This is a genomic window from Yersinia alsatica, assembly GCF_902170305.1.
In the GTDB taxonomy this organism is placed as follows: Bacteria; Pseudomonadota; Gammaproteobacteria; order Enterobacterales; family Enterobacteriaceae; genus Yersinia; species Yersinia alsatica.
In genome coordinates this window covers 138,541-156,952 of the sequence record NZ_CABHWW010000014.1, presented here as the reverse complement: position 1 = coordinate 156,952, position 18,412 = coordinate 138,541, and the positions used below count along the sequence as shown (strand labels likewise).

The following is an 18,412-nucleotide window of genomic DNA, read 5'->3' as shown; positions in this document are numbered from 1 at the left end:
TTACGCATCGGGTACAGGGCTAAGTATTCTAACAGGGTGATTTTGCCATGAATGACCGCCAGACGGGCCGTTACTGATGATTTTCTACCGCATTGTGATGCGCCATTATCTGGCGTCAACCTGGACTGGCTACGGGGCAGAAATCTATGGCGGTCGCTGGAACCACAAGGGACATGCGGCTATCTACTTAGCCAGCAGTGTGTCGCTAGCGATGCTGGAAACCTTAGTGCATATTCAGGGTAGCTCAACATTGAGTGAGTTCGAGCTATTCCAGATTGAGATAGATGACAGCAATATCATGCTGCTACAGCCGCAGGACTGGCCAACTGACTGGCGCAGTGATCCGGCACCGGTAGCCACAATGGATATTGGCACCGAATGGCTGGAGTCAGAATCATCACTTGGATTACTGGTTCCCTCTACTCTGGTGCCATCAGAAAATAACCTGCTGGTTAACCCTCGCCACCAAGACTTTCAAGCTTGCCTGACCAGTGTCAAGCCGCTCTCTTTTTCCTTTGACTCACGCCTAAAATAGTCTTCAAAACCAAGGGTTAACGCTTGTCACGGCTGACTAATCTTATCTTTTTTGGGCAAGGTGTTTTTCAGTTGGCTAATCAACTGGCGGCGGAAATCACCTAACTTAGGTTTATCCTCCCCCAACCAAGGTAATGGGCGGCACAGTTCCATAGCTTTGATACCCAGTCTGGCCGTCAGCAACCCCGCCCCAATGCCTTGGGCAGCACGGGCTGATAGACGCGCAGCCAAATCCTGAGACAACCAATCCATACCCACTTCACGCACCAATTCTGAAGCACCGGCAAAAGCAATGTTCAGCAGCACCAGGCGGAACAGCCTAATGCGGCTGAAATATCCCAGTTCAATGCCATACAAAGCCGCAATACGATTAATTAGCCTGATATTACGCCAGGCAATAAAGGCCATATCCACCAGCGCTAATGGGCTAACGGCTATCATCAATGCGGATTCAGCAGCATAACGGCTGATTTCGGCCCGCGCCTGATTATCCAGAGCTGGCTGTACCAATTTGGCATAAAGTTCAACGACTTCACGATCGTTATGGGTTTCATGCAGCGACGCTTGCCAGCGCTGTAATGCCGGATGCCCTTGATCCAGCCCAGCCTGACGTGCCAGTTTTTCACAAAACGCCCGCCCCTGACCAATCCCGTGGCTAACCAGCAGTTCGCGCGCGATATCACGCTCTTCAGCCCGTTGACGCAGCCGGTATAAGCGCCGCCACTCCGTCACTACCGAGCCAACGCCCGCCAACACAATCAGCCCCCCGGCAGTGGTAGCCCCCAGCGCTATCCAATCTTGTTGCTGCCAGGCTTGGTTGACCCATTGCACTGACTGAGCCATCACACTGACACCAAATAGTGCCACACCGGCAGTGACCATTTTACGCCACAGACTACGTTTAGGTTTCAGTGCCGCATTAACTAGCCCTTCAACCCGACCTTCTTCATTTTCTGCATCTAATTCCGGGGTGGCAGGATAGAAATTCTCGCTAGCTTGCTGGCTGAAATCCTGCGCCGCTTTTAATACCGGTTCATCCAGTGGTTGCAATGGCTGTTCAAAATCGATTCGAGGTTTTAACGGCTCGCTCATCGCAATTTATCTCCCAATAAAAATTCCATCACCGCATCAAGACGAATATGAGGCAATGGGCTGTCCACATTGACCGCCTGCGGGCGAAACTCATCAAAATGGAAGCCTTGCTGCTGCCAAAAAGCCGGGCCCGGTAAACGGGCTGGAACATCGCCGGGAAACACCGTCAGCGGCATACCATCACTCAGACGATGGCCCCGTAACGCCGGTATTTTCTGCCCTTGATGCTCGACAATGCCGCTCTCTGTTGCTTGTACCGAGGCCAACCCGACACAATCCATGCTAATCCCTTCGAAAGCCGCATTCTGCCAAGCTTCTTGCACCAGTTGCTGGAGCAAAGAAACCAAATTGGCATGTTGATCTGCCGTGACATGGTCAGCTTTGGTTGCCGCGAACATCAACTTATCAATACATGGTGAGAATAGGCGGCGGAATAAAGTACGCTTCCCATAATGGAAACTCTGCATCAATTGTGTCAGCGCCAAACGCATATCATTGAATGCCTGCGGCCCGCTGTTCAGGGGTTGCAAGCAGTCCACCAGCACGATTTGCCGGTCAAAACGCACAAAATGCTCTTTATAGAAACCTTTCACCACCGAGTTGCAATAATAGTTAAAACGAGCGCGTAACATCCCCAAATTGGAGTGTTTATCTGCTTGAGCTAACCGAGATTCACCCAAGCTGTTGACATCCGGCCATGGGAAAAACTGTAATGCCGGTGCGCCCGCCATATCGCCGGGTAACACAAATCGCCCTGGCTGAATAAAATGCAGCCCTTCATTTTTGCAACGAATCAGATAATCGGTATAGGCTTGTGCAATCGCTGCCAGTTGATTTTCGTCTGCCGGTGCCAGTGGGTCACACTGCTGGCACAGTGCTAGCCAAGGCTCGGCCCACTTGGCACGATCACCTTGTAACAGCCCCGCCATCTGGCGCGACCAACTTAAATAGTCCTGCTCCAGCATCGGCAAATCTAGCAACCATTCACCCGGATAATCGACAATTTCCAGATACAGCGTCGAAGTCTCTTTAAAGTGACGCAGCAACGAATCACCAGAGCGAAAACGCAGCGCCAGACGAATTTCGCTGACGCCACGGGTGGGAGTTGGCCAGTTTGGCGGCGTACCATATAAAGAGGCCAGCCCTTCATCATAAGTAAAACGTTGGATACCCAAGTCACGTTGCGGCACCCGTTTTACGCCGAGCAACCGCTCCTCGCGGACAGCAGAAAACAGCGGCAAACGTGCACCGCTGTGGACATGAAGTAATTGATTCACTAACGAAGTGATAAAGGCGGTTTTCCCGCTGCGGCTCAGGCCGGTTACCGCTAACCGCAGATGACGGTCCATCCCACGGTTAACCAAAGACGTAATTTCATTTTGCAGTCGTTTCATGCTTCTCCTTGGCAAATTGGCCCGCAGCGGCCCCCATCGCCCGTTTTAAAATAGGCTCCAGCATCATCAACAGCAACCAACGTAGGGGCTTACGGCTGACATTTTTTACTATCAAGCCAGCGGCACCGGCGGGGCCATAGGTCAGTGCGACAGTAAAAATAATTTTAGCTATTGTCGTTAATACTACACCGGCTCGCGTGCGGGCGAGGTTTTTGTTCATCTTCTTACCCTCCGGCAAGCCGAAATTGGGATGACTTATCCCGTGATATTACAACTGACGAAAACGGCTGCGCACCCCGAAGGTCTCGGATGTGACATAGCGCTCGACCTGACGCAGACGCTGCTCACCTGCCCCCAACTCATACTCGAGCTGATCGAGAAGCTGCCTTGGCGTTGCTTCTCGATGTTCGCTGAAACTGCTGGCGGGAGCCGGTTCCAACATAAAAGTCAGTACGATGTAGGCCACAATGGTAAACACGAACAGGCCGAAAAATAGTGATAAAACCACCATCACCCGGATCAAGCGTACCGGAATATCAAAATAGTGCGCCAAACCCGCACAGACTCCTTTGATCATGCCCTCTTCCGGTACCCGGTACAGTTTTTTGCTGCTGAGCCCATTAGCCATTATGACTGCCTCCAATCTGGATGCTGTGCATCAAGAATTTCTTCTAATGTCTGGATACGTTCGCGCATCCGGCGAGCATCATCAGTGAGTTGTGATAGGCGCTGCATATCCTGATGGCTGAGTTGAGCACCGCTTTGTTGGCGATTGCTGTAATGCAGCCATAACCAAATTGGTGCTACAAACAGCACAAAAATTGTCAGCGGTATGGCAAGAAACAGGATACTCATTCATTCCCCTTAATCATCTTTGCTAGCGGTTTTCCGCGTTTTATCATGGCAGGTCGTCGTTCGTTATCCCATCTGACGACCTGCACTGTGGTAGTAACATTACTCAGCTGAATTCATTTTTGCTTTCAGGGCAGCCAGTTGGTTGCTGATTTCGTCATCCGCTTTCAGCTCGGCAAATTGGCTTTCCAGTGATTTTTGTTTGCCAATCCCCACAGTTTCAGCCTCGGCTTCCATGTGGTCAATACGCCGCTCAAACTGCTCAAAACGCGCCATCGCCTCATCAAGTTTGCCACTGTCCAGTTGACGGCGAACATCACGGGATGATGCCGCAGCCTGATGGCGCAAGGTCAATGCCTGCTGTCTGGCGCGCGTTTCGGTCAGTTTGCTTTCCAGCTCGGTAATTTCATGCTTCATGCGGTCCAGTGTTTCATCCACTGTCGCCACTTCACGGGTTAGCGTGTCAATCAATGCCGCCACTTTCTGTTTTTCAATCAGTGCCGCACGTGCCAAATCTTCTTTATCTTTGCGCAGGGCCAGCTCGGCTTTATCCTGCCACTCTTGCTGCTGACTTTCGCTGTGATCAATGCGGCGCAGCAGCTGTTTTTTCTCTGCCAATGCGCGGGCCGATGTTGAGCGAATCTCAACCAGCGTATCTTCCATTTCCTGAATCATCAGCCGTACCAATTTCTGCGGGTCTTCGGCTTTATCCAGTAATGTATTGATGTTGGCGTTCACGATATCGGCGAAACGAGAAAAAATACCCATAATTTACATCCTCTTTTAACTTATTGGCTCTTTGAAATAGTGGCGTCTGATGACGCCTTGGCAGATAACTGTCTGGCAATAACACATTTCTTTCTTGGGTTAACTACAATCAAGAGTCGTGCCAACTTTTCACTAAAGTTAATGGACTGAAAAATAACAAAAAAAATTTTCGACTGTTTTAGGATAGAATGTAGATTAATAATTTTAACCAACTATTGGCGAATTTCACCATGAGTGAGCAATTAGAAAACCTGTTAGGCGAAGCAAACTCGTTTGTTGAGGTGCTGGAGCAAGTTTCTGGGCTGGCAAAGCTGAATAAGCCGGTATTGGTAATTGGCGAACGAGGGACCGGTAAAGAGCTTATTGCCCACCGCCTGCACTACTTATCCAATCGTTGGCAGGGGCCATTTATTTCGCTTAACTGTGCTGCCCTCAATGAAAACTTACTCGATTCTGAGTTGTTTGGTCATGAGGCCGGGGCTTTTACCGGGGCGCAAAAACGCCATTTGGGCCGTTTTGAACGGGCGGACGGCGGCACCCTGTTCTTGGATGAACTGGCAACCGCGCCGATGTTAGTGCAGGAGAAGTTATTGCGTGTGATTGAATATGGCCATCTGGAGCGCGTGGGGGGTAGCCAGCCATTGCAGGTGGATGTGCGGCTGGTGTGCGCCACTAATGATAATTTGCCGGCGTTAGCGGCAGCAGGTAAATTCCGCGCCGATTTGCTCGACCGCCTCGCCTTTGATGTGGTGCAGTTGCCGCCCCTGCGCGAGCGCCAGCAAGATATCATGTTGCTGGCCGAGCACTTTGCCATTCAGATGTGCCGCGAATTAGGTCTGCCTCTTTTCCCTGGATTTACCCCCTTGGCGCAAGCCGAGTTATTGGAATACCGTTGGCCCGGTAATGTGCGCGAGCTTAAAAATGTGGTTGAGCGCTCGGTATATCGTCACGGCGACAGCAGCCAACCACTGGGGAATATTATTATCAATCCCTTTGCCAGCCGCTTGGGTACTGAAAATGAGGCTATTGCGCATCATGATACCCATGGGATGACCGACTCATCGTCAGAGTTACCCACTCTTCCTATCGATCTTAAACAGTGGCTGCATAGCCGTGAACAACAGATGTTAAAGCACGCGCTAGAACAGGCGCGGTTTAATCAACGCAAGGCGGCGAGTCTGCTGGGTCTGACATACCATCAATTACGCGGCATGCTAAAAAAACACGCCATGCTGGCAGGAGAAAATGATCAGCAGTAAAGGCAAGATTGGCTGGATAACTTTATAGCAGGCAAAAAAAAAAGCCAGCACCCGAGCTGGCTTAAAAAACACTGGAAGCAATGTGAGCAATGTCGTGCTTTTCTGTCAAAAGCCTAAAATCACTGGCTTTATCCCGAAGAGCAAAATGATGATAATAGTTATCAATAGCACTTGCAAACACTTTGTTGAGAATTTTTCTCATTCCCATACTGATTCTGATGGAATTATGTGCAGCGAATACCCGAAATCCCCTCTCTGCTTGTTATGCCGCTATGATTTCCTATTGAGGAAACAATAATTTGCTTTTTATTTCGCTCAATTGCTGTAATAAGCAGCAGATGGCGTATTTGTTGCGCTCAATGAATAGTTGTTTTGCTCAATGGATTGGGGGGCGTGCCAGATTACGGTACACTAAGAACATTGCTTACTGACTGCGAAAGCGTATATGCGTGCTTTACTGATTTGGATGCTGTCGCTGGCTTGCCTTGCGACTCCCGCGCTGGCGCAACCTGCCCCAGCCGCCGAACCCACTCAACCACTGCCGGATATCCGTCAGCGTGGTTTTGTTTATTGTGTCAGCGGGATACTCAATACCTTTAATCCACAGATGGCCAGCAGCGGATTAACAGTCGATACCTTGGCTGCTCAGCTTTATGACCGGCTGCTGGATGTCGACCCTTATACCTATCGGTTAATCCCGGAGTTAGCCGAAAGCTGGCAAGTGCTGGATAACGGCGCGACTTACCGGTTTCATTTACGCAAAGATGTCCCTTTCCAGACCACCGACTGGTTCTCTCCCACGCGGAAGATGAATGCCGATGATGTGGTGTTCAGTTTTCAGCGCGTGTTTGACCCGCAGCACCCCTACCATGACGTCAATGGCGGCGAATATCCCTATTTTGACAGTTTGCAATTTGCCGATGCAGTACAAAGTGTCAAAAAACTGGATGACTATACGGTTGAATTTAAACTAAAAGCGCCCGACGCCTCCTTCCTGTGGCATTTAGCAACCCATTATGCGCCGGTGCTGTCGGCCGAATATGCCGATGTCTTAACTAAAAAGGGGCGACAGGAGCAGATCGACCGCGAGCCTGTGGGTACCGGTCCATTCTTATTGAATGAATATCGCTCTGGTCAATATATCCGGTTATTCCGCAATAGTGCCTATTGGAAAGGTTTGCCGCGCATGCCTCAGGTGGTGATTGACTTAGGTGCCGGTGGCACTGGCCGTCTCTCTAAATTACTGACCGGTGAGTGTGACGTGCTGGCTTATCCCGCAGCCAGCCAGTTATCTATTTTACGCGATGACCCACGTTTGCGGCTGACACTGCGCCCGGGGATGAATGTCGCCTATCTGGCCTTCAATACCCGTAAACCGCCACTCAATAACCAACGCGTGCGGCAGGCCATAGCTTTATCTATTAATAACCAGCGTTTGATGCAATCTATCTATTACGGCACCGCCGAGACGGCAGCATCTATCTTGCCGCGCGCATCATGGGCTTATGATAGCCAAGCTCAAGTCACTGAATACAATCCGGAAAAAGCCAAGGAAATACTCAAAGAGCTGGGTATCACTAAACTGCAACTCAATTTATGGGTACCTACCGCCTCGCAATCCTACAACCCAAGCCCATTAAAAACGGCGGAGCTAATTCAGGCGGATTTAGCACAGGTGGGAATTAGCGTGAATATTGTGCCGGTCGAGGGCCGTTTCCAAGAGGCGCGGCTGATGGAGATGAGTCACGACCTGACGCTATCTGGCTGGTCAACCGACAGTAATGACCCAGACAGTTTCTTCCGCCCATTATTAAGCTGTGCAGCAATTCGTTCGCAAACAAACTATGCTCACTGGTGTGACCCGGAGTTTGATGATCTGCTGCAAAAAGCATTACGTTCCCAGCAATTGTCGGCACGTATTGATTATTATCAGCAAGCCCAGCGTATTCTGGAGCAACAGTTGCCGCTGCTGCCATTGGCATCATCCTTGCGGTTACAAGCATACCGCTATGATATTAAAGGTTTGGTACTCAGTCCGTTTGGCAATTCTTCTTTTGCTGGCGTGTTCCGCGAGAGCGATGAGGGCAAAAAGCCATGATCATCTTCACCTTACGGCGCTTATTACTGCTAATGATAACTCTGTTTATGTTGTCGCTGGTCAGTTTTAGTTTGAGCTACTTTACCCCTCATGCGCCCTTAAATGGCGCAGCGCTGCTGGATGCCTATCGTTTCTATTTCAGTAGCTTATTGCAGTGGGATTTCGGCGTTTCCAGCATTAATGGGCAGCCTATCAGTGAGCAGCTACGCGAAGCCTTCCCGGCCACCATGGAGCTGTGTGTTTTAGCCTTTACCCTGGCGCTGTTTGTCGGCATTCCGTTGGGCATTATTGCCGGGGTGATGCGCGGCAAATTTGCTGATATCGCCATCAGTTCTATTGCTCTCATCGGCTTCTCAATTCCCGTGTTTTGGCTGGCGCTGTTATTAATGCTGTTCTTTTCGCTGCATTTGGGATGGCTACCGGTATCAGGGCGTTTTGATCTGCTCTATCAGGTAAAACCGGTCACCGGGCTGGCATTAGTCGATGCCTGGCTCTCCCCCTCACCTTATCGTAAAGAGATGATGCTCAGTGCGCTTCAGCATATGATCTTGCCCATCACCGCACTGGCGGTGGCTCCTACCACCGAAGTTATCCGCCTGATGCGCACCAGCACCGATGATGTCATCGGGCAAAATTATATCAAAGCGGCAGCCACCCGTGGCTTATCAAGATTCACCATTATTCGCCGCCACGTGCTGCATAATGCGCTGCCGCCGATTATCCCGAAATTGGGATTACAATTCTCAACCATGCTGACACTGGCGATGATAACCGAAGTGGTCTTTAACTGGCCGGGGTTGGGCCGTTGGCTGATTAACGCCATTCGTCAGCAAGATTACGCCGCTATCTCTGCCGGTGTGATGGTGGTGGGTTCGTTGGTCATCGTCATTAACGTCCTGTCAGATATTCTGGGCGCAATGATGACGCCGCTAAAGCATAAGGAATGGTATGCCCTTCGATAATGTCTACCGCGAGAAGAAAATGCCCAGCCCGTTGCTGTATACCTGGCGGCTGTTCTATTCTGATGGCTTGGCGATGGTGGGTTTCTACGGGGTTGTTGGCCTGTTGTTGCTGTGTGTGCTGGGCAGTACATTGGCCCCCTATGCCCTCGACCAACAGTTTTTAGGTTATCAATTACTGCCACCCTCTTGGTCTCGCTATGGCAATGTCTCTTTCTTCCTTGGCACTGACGATTTAGGCCGCGATATTTTAAGCCGCTTATTGGCGGGTACTGCTTCTACTTATGGCTCCGCGCTGCTCGTCACTGTCGCCGCAGCACTGTGTGGCGTGGTGCTCGGTGTCTTTGCCGGTATTACTCATGGTTTCCGCTCCGCGATCCTGAATCATATTCTGGATACCTTGCTCTCTATTCCTTCATTACTGCTGGCTATCATTGTTGTGGCCTTTGTCGGCCCGAGTTTAGAGCATGCCATGTTCGCCGTGTGGCTAGCATTATTACCGCGAATGGTTCGGACTATTTATAGCGCTGTTCATGATGAGTTGGATAAAGAGTATGTGATTGCGGCCCGTCTGGACGGCGCTTCCACTCCGCATATTCTGGCCTATGCCATTTTGCCCAATATTGCCTCGGTGTTAGTGACGGAGTTTACCCGCGCCCTTTCGATGGCCATTTTGGATATCGCCGCCTTGGGCTTTCTCGATTTAGGCGCGCAGTTACCTTCGCCGGAATGGGGTGCCATGCTGGGTGATTCACTGGATTTAGTCTATGTTGCCCCTTGGACGGTGATGCTGCCCGGCGGTGCCATTTTAGTGAGTGTGTTGTTGGTAAACCTGTTAGGTGATGGTATGCGCCGAGCGATTAATGCGGGGGTGGAATAATGCCGTTACTTGATATTCGTAACCTCACTATTGAATTTATGACCTCTGAGGGCATGGTAAAGGCGGTTGACCGCATTAGCATTACTCTGACAGAGGGGGAAGTCCGTGGATTAGTGGGTGAATCTGGCTCAGGTAAGAGTTTGATTGCCAAAGCTATCTGCGGAGTCAGCAAAGATAACTGGCGCATCACCGCAGACCGTTTTCGTTTTGACGATATTGACCTGCTGCAATTGACCCCACGTGAGCGGCGTAAGGTGATCGGCCATAATATTTCGATGATTTTCCAAGAGCCGCAATCTTGTCTGGACCCTTCCGAAAGTATTGGCCAACAACTACAGCAAGCCATCCCCGGCTGGACGTATAAAGGCCGCTGGTGGCAGCGATTTCATTGGCGTCAACGGCGCGCGATAGAGTTGCTGCACCGGGTGGGGATCAAAGACCACAAAGATATTATGCGCAGTTACCCTTATGAGCTGACCGAGGGTGAATGCCAAAAAGTTATGATTGCTATCGCTCTGGCAAACCAGCCACGGCTGCTGATCGCCGATGAACCGACCAATGCGATGGAACCGACCACCCAGGCACAAATTTTCCGCCTGCTGGCGCGGCTGAATCAGAACAACAACACCACTATTTTGCTCATTAGCCATGATTTGCAGATGATGAGCAAATGGGCGACCCGGGTTAATGTGCTGTATTGCGGTCAAACCGTGGAAAGTGCCGTTTGTGAAGATCTGCTGGCGGCCCCGCATCATCCCTATACTCAAGCCTTGATCCGCGCCATGCCCGATTTTGGTCGTTCTTTGCCACATAAAAGCCGCTTGAATACTTTGCCGGGAGCCATTCCATCACTGGAACATTTGCCGATCGGCTGTCGTCTGGGGCCACGTTGCCCGTATGCACAAAAAACCTGCATTGAAACGCCGCGCTTGCGATTGGTTAAAAACCACGCCTTTGCCTGCCACTTCCCCTTAAATTTGGAGGAGCAATAATGGCCGAGACGCTGCTCGAAGTCCGTAACCTGAGCAAAACCTTCCGCTATCGCACCGGGTTATTTCGCCGCCAACATGTAGAGGCGGTTAAATCCGTCAGTTTTACCTTACGTGAGGGACAAACACTGGCGGTTATTGGTGAGAATGGCTCGGGTAAATCCACACTGGCGAAGATGCTATCAGGCATGATTGAACCGACTGACGGTGAGTTGCTCATTGACGACCATCGTCTGGTTTATGGTGATTACGCCTATCGTAGTCAACGTATCCGTATGATTTTCCAAGACCCTAGCACCTCACTGAATCCGCGCCAACGTATTGGTCAACTGCTGGATGCGCCACTGAAGCTGAACACGGATTTAGACTCAGCCGCCCGTGAGCAGCGCATTTATCAGACTTTACGTCAGGTGGGGCTGTTACCTGATCACGCTAATTACTATCCTCATATGTTGGCTTCAGGCCAGAAGCAGCGTATCGCGCTGGCGCGGGCACTCATTTTGCAACCCAAAGTGATTGTTGCCGATGAAGCGCTAGCCTCACTGGATATGTCCATGCGCTCGCAGATTATTAATCTGATGCTGGAGTTACAGGAAAAGCACGGAATATCTTATATTTATGTGACTCAGCACTTAGGCATGATGAAGCATATCAGTGACCAAGTGATTGTGATGCATGAAGGGGAAGTAGTGGAACGTGGCAGCACCGCTGAAGTGTTGGCGGCGCCGCTGCATGATCTGACCAAACGCTTAATTGCCAGCCATTTTGGTGAAGCATTGACCGCCGATGCCTGGCGGCGGGATTCCGGCAATTTTTAATACTGCCACGCGGCGAATTCTGCGTGGAGAGACCTCAATACAGTACCGGCTCAATATCGCGCCCAGTTAATGTACACAAAAGGATTATTGCTATGGGTTTTCTTACCGGCAAACGCATTCTGATAACAGGTGTCGCCAGCAAATTATCAATTGCTTATGGCATTGCCCAGTCCATGTACCGCGAAGGGGCTGAACTGGCCTTCACCTATCAGAATGACAAATTAAAAGGTCGCGTTGAAGAGTTTGCGGCGGCACTCGGTTCCAAACTGATTTTCCCTTGCGACGTCGCGCAGGATGAGAGTATTGAGCAGCTGTTTACTGACTTAGGCCAAGCTTGGCCGAAATTTGATGGTTTCGTGCATTCGATTGGTTTTGCTCCAGCGGATCAGTTAAAAGGTGATTATATTGATGCCGTCACCCGCGAAGGTTTTGGCATTGCGCACGACATCAGCTCATACAGTTTTGTCGCTATGGCAAAAGCTTGCCGTACCATGCTCAACCCGAACTCGGCCCTGCTGACCCTGACCTATCTGGGTGCTGAACGTGCTATTCCAAACTATAACGTAATGGGCTTGGCAAAAGCCTCTCTGGAAGCCAACGTGCGCTATATGGCGAATGCCATGGGGCCAGAAGGTATTCGTGTCAATGGCATTTCTGCGGGGCCAATTCGCACACTGGCAGCTTCAGGTATTGATAGCTTCCGTAAAATGCTGGCACATTGTGAAGCGGTAACTCCTATTCGTCGCACCGTCACCATTGAAGATGTCGGTAATCCGGCCGCATTCCTGTGTTCCGATTTAGCCGCAGGCATCACCGGTGAAATCCTGCATGTTGATGGCGGTTTCAGTATTGCGGCAATGAATGAGTTGAACCTGAAGAAACCAGAGTAATCGCCCACCACCGGCTAAGTAAGGCCACGCCCCGCTTTGTCATCCGCGACCTATCCGGCGCGGATTTTTTCTATTTTCCTCATCCATTAGTCAATTACTGACTAACGTAACAACATTTTTGTTATATATAATAATATGTTATTACTTTTGGTTATGGATTATGGTTTAACATTATTTTATCTCGCAAACCCAATCAGCAATGATATCCACTGTGTTCACTCCTCAAAACAACAGGATATATTGCCGATGTCGAACCCTTGCACTTTGCATTGCTCCCAGTCAGATTCCGTACTAATCCGCTACTCACATCCGGCCGGTCATTCAGTTGTGATTACCCCACTGCTGCCTTTCACACTGGCATGTTGCTGTCCCTAACGGAGGTCACTATGGTGCAATTTAGACGCCACGATAATGCCCATTGGTATCATGAAACTCAACGTAGCGGCGGGAGCCTCGCGGTGCCAGTCAGCGATGAAAGTTACTGTGCCAATAGTAGTAATATCAGCAACCTCCACCATGATGAGAACACCACTGAACAAGGTATTTTTCTGCTCGGCCTAGCCGAGAGTGTTCCCGCCGCATTAGATGACGCATTGCAGCATCACGCCCTTATCTTACGGGCTTCAGATGCGATGTATCAGGCGCTTTTCCCGGCGATTGTCGAGCCAGATCACGACAATCGATTCTCGCTCTATGACCGACTAAGTAGCGCATTGACCGTCGCGCAGGTGACCGGCGTTCAACGTTTGTGCAGCCACTATGCCGCGCGTCTTACCCCGCTTTCCAGCCCGGATGCATCGCGGGAAAGCAATATGCGGCTAACACAAATTACCCAATATGCTCGCCAACTCGCCAGTCAGCCGACCTTAATCGATAGGCACGCACTGCAACAATTAGCCGACGTAGGCTTGAGCAACGCAGATATTATTGTTTTATCGCAGGTAATTGGTTTTGTGGGTTATCAGGCCCGAGTCGTAGCCGGTTTTTCGGCTCAGGCCGGCTATCCGACTGTCATGTTGCCCGGTTTCCCGCGCATGGAAGATGCCAGCGCAAGTCAGTTACCGGAGATTGACTCTCTATGGCAAGGTTGGTTGCCGGGATTAACAGCAACAGCGACTGAAGAGCCACAGGTTAATCCTGAGCTGACACTGAACCAATTATTGGCACTCCACCCACTCAGTTCACATGCTTATCATGCGATTACCGCGCAGGCTCAAAACCTTCAGTTAGTGACCGTCGATTCAGCTGCCACGGCTTGGCAACAGTGGATAGCACTGGTCAGTGGCCGGATCAACGGCAGCCGCTACTGTCAGGCGCGTCATCAACACCATTTGCAGCAATGGGCCGGGAATTCATCATTACTGGCGGCGCTACAGGCCGGGATTGATTGCGCGCTGGCAAGCCAAGCAGATAAGCAAATCACCCACCAGCTTATTTATGTTACTGCCGAATTGACCCGCGCACCGGAACGTTTTAGCCCGCAGCACGTCAGCCCATTGCTCGCCCTTGGCATCAGCAATGAACAATTACTGAGTATTATCTTTAACGTGGCAACCGCAGGCTGGACCAACCGCCTCCGCCACACGTTAGGGCAAGCCGTTTGATGCTCATCCATACTGCTGGTCATCAAGCTTCGTGAGTCGCTAACCACGCGTGGGCAACATCAAAGAAATGCTGAGCCAGTGGTGTGACTCGCCCTGGCTCAGCCACGACCACGGCGGCATGTCGGCTCATCTTAGGGATATCCACTGGCCGCCGCTGTAGTGCTGGCGACATATCCGGCAACAAACTGCCCTGAGGGAACAACCCGCAGCCCAGCCCGACAAAAACACCTTGTAACAACTGGAAAATTGAGGTGCTTTCCAGCCGGGCATGCAATGACAGCCCCGCATCGCGAAAGTTGTTATCCAGATAGCGGCGAAAATAGCGGCTAGGCTCCGTTAAACAGAGTGGTAAGGCGGCTGTTTGCGCCAATGTCAGCGGCTCAGTACCAACCAAATCAGGGAAATGCTCGGGATGAAACACCACATCAACACCACTATCAACTAAAGGCTGAACCTGAAAATGCAATTCTTTCAATGTGTTCAGTTCAAAAAAGCCAATACCGACATCCACTGAGTGACCGGTCAACGCCTCGAGCAGCTGATCCGCACTTAATACTGAAACCCGATAGTCCAGATGGGGATAGTGCTCGCTGGCGCTTTTCAGCAAACGCGCCAGTGAAATACTGCATTGTGGCACCACACCAATACGCAGCGTGCCATTTAACCCATTTTTGAGTGACTCAACTTCTAGTTTTAGCCCTTGATAGACCGAGACAATCTCCCGCGCCCAAGCTAAAACACGCTCACCTTCCGCCGTAAATCCTTCAAAGTTATTGCCACGGTTTATCAGGGCCACTCCCAGCTCCCGCTCCAGATTTTTCAAGCGCATCGACAGTGTCGGCTGACTAACGAAGCTGGCTTCAGCCGCGCGGCCAAAGTGTTTTTCGCGCTCTAAATTACAGAGATAGATAAGCTGTTTGATATCCATACAATACTCAGATTTTTACGATTACCAGCAGTATATCATTGTGCTCGCACCCTATGTTTTGCCCTTGGGGTGCTTTTAGATGAAAAAATTTACACAACTCTCTGATCCAGATCCCAGTTTAACTCGCGGCTCAGGTTTTTACCTGGTTAACATTTAAGCTAAATTTGGATAATTTCAGACTTTTCCATATAAGCACAATATTGGTTTGGTTATTCACATACAGATAACTATATGAACCATAAATTAGCCAAATAGCAGAATATATCACTAAATAAAATCAGTTCAGCTTTTAATCAAAACAAAAATTCGCCAAACAGCCAAAACATAAACGTTAATACTGCATAACATTTGTAACATGGTTACATCGAGCTGAGAGGGATATATGTAACAGAACATTACAAAAGCCTTGTCTCGTTGACAAAGATAGTGAACATTAACCGCCGCCAAACATCTTATAACAACGCAAAAGGATGCCATCCGCGCATTCACTTTTGTATTTCCTGTCATTTATGGCCGGTAGTGAAAAACAGAGGTTTCTCGTGTCAACAGCAAACAGCAATCAACAACCACCAAACAGTGAACAGCCCGAAAACATCAGCATGAATGCTTTCAAGCAGCCGAAAGCGTTCTATCTGATCTTTTCTATAGAGCTTTGGGAACGTTTTGGTTATTACGGCCTGCAAGGGATCATGGCCGTTTATCTGGTCAAAATGCTCGGGATGAGCGAAGCCGATTCCATCACGTTATTCTCTTCCTTCAGCGCACTGGTTTATGGCTTTGTGGCCATCGGTGGCTGGTTAGGTGATAAGGTTCTCGGCGCGAAACGTGTCATCGTGCTCGGCGCACTGACATTGGCAGTGGGCTATACCATGATCGCCTACTCGGGTCATGACATTTTCTGGGTTTATCTGGGCATGGCGACCATTGCTGTTGGTAATGGTTTGTTTAAAGCTAACCCATCCTCCCTGCTCTCAACCTGCTATAACAAAGACGACCCGCGTTTGGACGGTGCATTCACCATGTACTATATGTCCGTCAATATCGGTTCGTTCTTCTCTATGCTGGCAACACCATGGTTAGCCGCTAAATATGGTTGGAGCGTGGCATTCTCTCTCAGCGTAGTGGGGATGTTGATCACTCTGGTGAACTTCTGGTTCTGCCGTAAGTGGGTGAAAAACCAAGGTTCTAAACCTGACTTTGCACCATTGCAGTTTAAAAAATTACTGATGGTACTGATTGGCGTGGTTGCATTGGTTACCCTGTCTAGCTGGTTGTTGCACAATCAAATTGTGGCGCGCTGGGCACTGGCACTGGTTTCACTGGGCATTATCTTTATCTTTGCCAAAGAGACGTTTTCTCTGCACGGGACAGCACGTCGCCGAATGATTGTGGCTTTCCTGTTGATGCTGGAAGCCGTGGTGTTCTTTGTGCTGTATAGCCAAATGCCAACCTCACTGAACTTCTTTGCTATTCATAACGTTGAGCATTCAATCTTTGGCATTGCTTTTGAACCAGAACAATATCAGGCACTGAACCCATTCTGGATCATGGTTGCCAGCCCAATATTGGCCGCTATCTATAATAAAATGGGCGACCGCCTGCCAATGCCACATAAGTTTGCTTTCGGCATGGTGCTTTGTTCTGCGGCATTCCTGGTCTTGCCATGGGGCGCAAGCTTCGCTAACGAGCACGGTATCGTCTCCGTCAACTGGCTGATTCTGAGCTATGCACTGCAAAGTATCGGTGAATTAATGATTTCTGGCCTCGGTCTGGCGATGGTTGCACAGCTGGTTCCTCAGCGTTTAATGGGCTTCATCATGGGGTCATGGTTCCTGACCACTGCGGCAGCAGCCCTGATCGCCGGTAAAGTCGCGGCATTGACCGCTGTACCAAGTGATATCACCGACGCCCATGCATCACTGGCTATCTACAGCCACGTGTTTATGCAGATTGGTATTGTCACCGCCGTCATCGCCGTACTGATGATGCTGACTGCGCCAAAACTGTATCGCATGACATTGGCACCGAGTGACAGCAAGAAAGCCACCCCGGTAACAGCAGCATAATTATCTGACTAACTAACAGCGCTCCTCTGGGGCGCTGTTTTTATTTTTACGCTTGCCGACGACGTTCCTACGCCAAACTGGAAATTTCCATCCCCCCACCTAATATTTCCTAAACACTGCCCCTGCTCAATCCTTTGAGTGACAACCATCCATTTAGAAAATACATTTGGTCTATAACAAGATTTTTTACTCACCTCTGAGGGTATCGATGAAGACTGCATTGCTTAGCAAAACAAAACTCCGCCAAACATTACTGGCGCTGTCAGTTGTCGGGGCCAGCACTCTGGCTCTCAGCCTGCCGACGATCAGTAGCGCCGCAGCGCCCGCCCAGCAGCAAACACAGGTTCCCGGTTACTACCGGATGGCATTAGGGGATTTTGAAGTCACGGCTATCTATGACGGTTATATAAAACTGGGCACTAATCTGCTGAAAGATATCAGCGAAAAAGATATCCAAACGCTGCTCTCCAGTATGTTTATTGATAGCACTAACGGCGTGCAGACAGCGGTAAATGCTTTCTTGATTAACACCGGCAGTCACTTGGTGTTAGTTGATGCTGGCGCGGCACAATGTTTCGGGCCGACACTCGGGGTAGTGGTGGATAATATTCGCGCCGCAGGTTATCAGCCGGAACAGATTGATACCGTGCTACTGACTCACCTGCACCCCGACCATGCTTGTGGCATCAACAATCAAGGCAAAGCCGTGTTCTCCAACGCCACGGTCTATGTGTCAAAAGGGGATGCGGATTTTTGGTTGAATAAAGACGTCGCCAGTAAGGCACCACCAGAGCACCGCCCAATGTTTGAAAAATCAATGGAGTCGGTTGCCCCTTATGTCGCCAATAATAAGTTAAAAATATACACGGCGGGTGAAACCCTACTCCCTGGCGTCAAAGTGGTGCCGACTCCGGGCCATACACCGGGCCATACCTCATATCTTTTCTCTTCAAAAGGTGACAATTTGCTGGTTTGGGGGGATATCGTGCACAGTCACTCCATTCAATTCGCACATCCGAATGTCTCTTTAGAGTTTGATTCTGATAGCAAACAGGCCATTGCAACCCGCAAAGCCATTTTTGCTGAAGCCGCGAAAGACAAACTGTGGGTAGCCGGTGCTCATCTTCCGTTCCCTGGCCTCGGCCATGTTCGGGCTGATAAAGTCGGTTACACTTGGGTGCCAGTGGAATACAGCCCACTGATTGAGAAGAAATAAAGCAATACGGCTTAATCCGCTGAGATTAAAAACCGCCTTTCACTCTTGGGCGGTTTTTTTCAAGT

At 50.0% G+C, this 18,412-nt stretch carries 18 protein-coding genes; 11 read left to right on the top strand and 7 right to left on the bottom strand.

What is annotated here, in order from left to right:
• Positions 1 to 76 precede the first annotated feature (76 nt).
• A complete protein-coding gene (locus FTA96_RS10245) occupies positions 77 to 535 on the top strand; it encodes an RES family NAD+ phosphorylase (protein ID WP_145573738.1) in 459 nt (152 codons plus the stop codon).
• A 26-nt stretch (positions 536 to 561) separates the two neighbouring features.
• Here the strand turns inward: FTA96_RS10245 and FTA96_RS10240 are convergent, their stop codons facing one another.
• From FTA96_RS10240 to pspA, 6 genes are all read right to left on the bottom strand, one after another.
• Positions 562 to 1,626, bottom strand: coding sequence for a YcjF family protein (locus FTA96_RS10240; protein ID WP_050121289.1), 1,065 nt, complete (start codon positions 1,624 to 1,626; stop codon positions 562 to 564).
• Positions 1,623 to 3,020 carry a YcjX family GTP-binding protein gene (locus FTA96_RS10235; protein ID WP_050121288.1) on the bottom strand — a complete coding sequence of 466 codons (1,398 nt, stop codon included), beginning with the start codon at positions 3,018 to 3,020 and terminating at the stop codon, positions 1,623 to 1,625. The genes FTA96_RS10240 and FTA96_RS10235 overlap by 4 nt, the downstream gene beginning before the upstream one ends.
• Complete coding sequence (gene pspD, locus FTA96_RS10230) at positions 3,001 to 3,240, bottom strand: phage shock protein PspD (protein WP_050121287.1); 240 nt, start codon at positions 3,238 to 3,240, stop codon at positions 3,001 to 3,003. Before pspD ends, FTA96_RS10235 begins: the two co-directional genes overlap by 20 nt.
• Positions 3,241 to 3,288: 48 nt before the next feature.
• Complete coding sequence (gene pspC, locus FTA96_RS10225) at positions 3,289 to 3,648, bottom strand: envelope stress response membrane protein PspC (protein WP_050107119.1); 360 nt, start codon at positions 3,646 to 3,648, stop codon at positions 3,289 to 3,291.
• Positions 3,648 to 3,875 carry an envelope stress response membrane protein PspB gene (gene pspB, locus FTA96_RS10220; RefSeq protein WP_032910193.1) on the bottom strand — a complete coding sequence of 76 codons (228 nt, stop codon included), beginning with the start codon at positions 3,873 to 3,875 and terminating at the stop codon, positions 3,648 to 3,650. Before pspB ends, pspC begins: the two co-directional genes overlap by 1 nt.
• A 99-nt stretch (positions 3,876 to 3,974) precedes the next feature.
• Positions 3,975 to 4,640 (bottom strand): phage shock protein PspA, encoded by a 666-nt coding sequence (pspA, locus tag FTA96_RS10215; RefSeq protein WP_050107120.1) that lies wholly within the window; start codon positions 4,638 to 4,640, stop codon positions 3,975 to 3,977.
• Between the two features lie 230 nt (positions 4,641 to 4,870).
• On the opposite strand from pspA, the gene pspF reads away from it, so the two are divergent.
• From pspF to FTA96_RS10165, 8 genes are all read left to right on the top strand, one after another.
• Positions 4,871 to 5,899 (top strand): phage shock protein operon transcriptional activator, encoded by a 1,029-nt coding sequence (gene pspF, locus FTA96_RS10210; RefSeq protein WP_145573736.1) that lies wholly within the window; start codon positions 4,871 to 4,873, stop codon positions 5,897 to 5,899.
• 445 nt (positions 5,900 to 6,344) lie between these two features.
• Positions 6,345 to 7,997, top strand: coding sequence for an ABC transporter substrate-binding protein SapA (sapA, locus tag FTA96_RS10200; RefSeq protein WP_050107122.1), 1,653 nt, complete (start codon positions 6,345 to 6,347; stop codon positions 7,995 to 7,997).
• Positions 7,994 to 8,959 carry a putrescine export ABC transporter permease SapB gene (gene sapB / locus FTA96_RS10195; protein WP_050107123.1) on the top strand — a complete coding sequence of 322 codons (966 nt, stop codon included), beginning with the start codon at positions 7,994 to 7,996 and terminating at the stop codon, positions 8,957 to 8,959. Before sapA ends, sapB begins: the two co-directional genes overlap by 4 nt.
• Positions 8,946 to 9,836, top strand: a complete 891-nt coding sequence (sapC, locus tag FTA96_RS10190; RefSeq protein ID WP_050107124.1) for a putrescine export ABC transporter permease SapC — start codon at positions 8,946 to 8,948, stop codon at positions 9,834 to 9,836. Before sapB ends, sapC begins: the two co-directional genes overlap by 14 nt.
• Positions 9,836 to 10,828 carry a putrescine export ABC transporter ATP-binding protein SapD gene (sapD, locus tag FTA96_RS10185; RefSeq protein WP_145573733.1) on the top strand — a complete coding sequence of 331 codons (993 nt, stop codon included), beginning with the start codon at positions 9,836 to 9,838 and terminating at the stop codon, positions 10,826 to 10,828. Before sapC ends, sapD begins: the two co-directional genes overlap by 1 nt.
• The gene (sapF, locus tag FTA96_RS10180; RefSeq protein ID WP_032910189.1) at positions 10,828 to 11,643 is read left to right on the top strand and encodes a putrescine export ABC transporter ATP-binding protein SapF; all 816 of its coding nucleotides are present in this window, start codon (positions 10,828 to 10,830) and stop codon (positions 11,641 to 11,643) included. Before sapD ends, sapF begins: the two co-directional genes overlap by 1 nt.
• Positions 11,644 to 11,735: 92 nt before the next feature.
• Positions 11,736 to 12,533 carry an enoyl-ACP reductase FabI gene (fabI, locus tag FTA96_RS10175; RefSeq protein WP_134957165.1) on the top strand — a complete coding sequence of 266 codons (798 nt, stop codon included), beginning with the start codon at positions 11,736 to 11,738 and terminating at the stop codon, positions 12,531 to 12,533.
• 386 nt (positions 12,534 to 12,919) lie between these two features.
• Positions 12,920 to 14,137: a CMD domain-containing protein gene (locus tag FTA96_RS10165; protein WP_145573731.1), complete on the top strand. Its 1,218-nt coding sequence runs from the start codon at positions 12,920 to 12,922 to the stop codon at positions 14,135 to 14,137.
• A gap of 22 nt (positions 14,138 to 14,159) precedes the next feature.
• Here the strand turns inward: FTA96_RS10165 and FTA96_RS10160 are convergent, their stop codons facing one another.
• The gene (locus FTA96_RS10160) at positions 14,160 to 15,065 is read right to left on the bottom strand and encodes a LysR family transcriptional regulator (RefSeq protein WP_050318612.1); all 906 of its coding nucleotides are present in this window, start codon (positions 15,063 to 15,065) and stop codon (positions 14,160 to 14,162) included.
• 539 nt (positions 15,066 to 15,604) lie between these two features.
• On the opposite strand from FTA96_RS10160, the gene dtpA reads away from it, so the two are divergent.
• Both dtpA and FTA96_RS10150 read left to right on the top strand, forming a co-directional pair.
• Entirely contained in the window at positions 15,605 to 17,131 is a 1,527-nt protein-coding gene (dtpA, locus tag FTA96_RS10155) for a dipeptide/tripeptide permease DtpA (RefSeq protein ID WP_050107129.1), read from the top strand.
• A 208-nt stretch (positions 17,132 to 17,339) separates the two neighbouring features.
• On the top strand, positions 17,340 to 18,347 hold the full coding sequence (locus tag FTA96_RS10150) for an MBL fold metallo-hydrolase (protein WP_145573729.1): 1,008 nt from the start codon (positions 17,340 to 17,342) through the stop codon (positions 18,345 to 18,347).
• The last annotated feature ends 65 nt before the right edge of the window (positions 18,348 to 18,412 follow it).

Excerpts from the sequence above, each read along its gene's own strand:
- sapF (WP_032910189.1), top strand. The coding sequence starts at position 10,828 with ATGGCCGAGACGCTGCTCGAAGTCCGTAACCTGAGCAAAACCTTCCGC.
- sapC (WP_050107124.1), top strand. The coding sequence starts at position 8,946 with ATGCCCTTCGATAATGTCTACCGCGAGAAGAAAATGCCCAGCCCGTTG.
- FTA96_RS10150 (WP_145573729.1), top strand. The coding sequence starts at position 17,340 with ATGAAGACTGCATTGCTTAGCAAAACAAAACTCCGCCAAACATTACTG.
- FTA96_RS10245 (WP_145573738.1), top strand. The coding sequence starts at position 77 with ATGATTTTCTACCGCATTGTGATGCGCCATTATCTGGCGTCAACCTGG.
- sapD (WP_145573733.1), top strand. The coding sequence starts at position 9,836 with ATGCCGTTACTTGATATTCGTAACCTCACTATTGAATTTATGACCTCT.
- pspC (WP_050107119.1), bottom strand. The coding sequence starts at position 3,648 with ATGGCTAATGGGCTCAGCAGCAAAAAACTGTACCGGGTACCGGAAGAG.
- pspA (WP_050107120.1), bottom strand. The coding sequence starts at position 4,640 with ATGGGTATTTTTTCTCGTTTCGCCGATATCGTGAACGCCAACATCAAT.
- pspF (WP_145573736.1), top strand. The coding sequence starts at position 4,871 with ATGAGTGAGCAATTAGAAAACCTGTTAGGCGAAGCAAACTCGTTTGTT.
- FTA96_RS10240 (WP_050121289.1), bottom strand. The coding sequence starts at position 1,626 with ATGAGCGAGCCGTTAAAACCTCGAATCGATTTTGAACAGCCATTGCAA.
- pspB (WP_032910193.1), bottom strand. The coding sequence starts at position 3,875 with ATGAGTATCCTGTTTCTTGCCATACCGCTGACAATTTTTGTGCTGTTT.
- FTA96_RS10160 (WP_050318612.1), bottom strand. The coding sequence starts at position 15,065 with ATGGATATCAAACAGCTTATCTATCTCTGTAATTTAGAGCGCGAAAAA.
- sapA (WP_050107122.1), top strand. The coding sequence starts at position 6,345 with ATGCGTGCTTTACTGATTTGGATGCTGTCGCTGGCTTGCCTTGCGACT.
- FTA96_RS10235 (WP_050121288.1), bottom strand. The coding sequence starts at position 3,020 with ATGAAACGACTGCAAAATGAAATTACGTCTTTGGTTAACCGTGGGATG.
- fabI (WP_134957165.1), top strand. The coding sequence starts at position 11,736 with ATGGGTTTTCTTACCGGCAAACGCATTCTGATAACAGGTGTCGCCAGC.
- pspD (WP_050121287.1), bottom strand. The coding sequence starts at position 3,240 with ATGAACAAAAACCTCGCCCGCACGCGAGCCGGTGTAGTATTAACGACA.
- FTA96_RS10165 (WP_145573731.1), top strand. The coding sequence starts at position 12,920 with ATGGTGCAATTTAGACGCCACGATAATGCCCATTGGTATCATGAAACT.
- sapB (WP_050107123.1), top strand. The coding sequence starts at position 7,994 with ATGATCATCTTCACCTTACGGCGCTTATTACTGCTAATGATAACTCTG.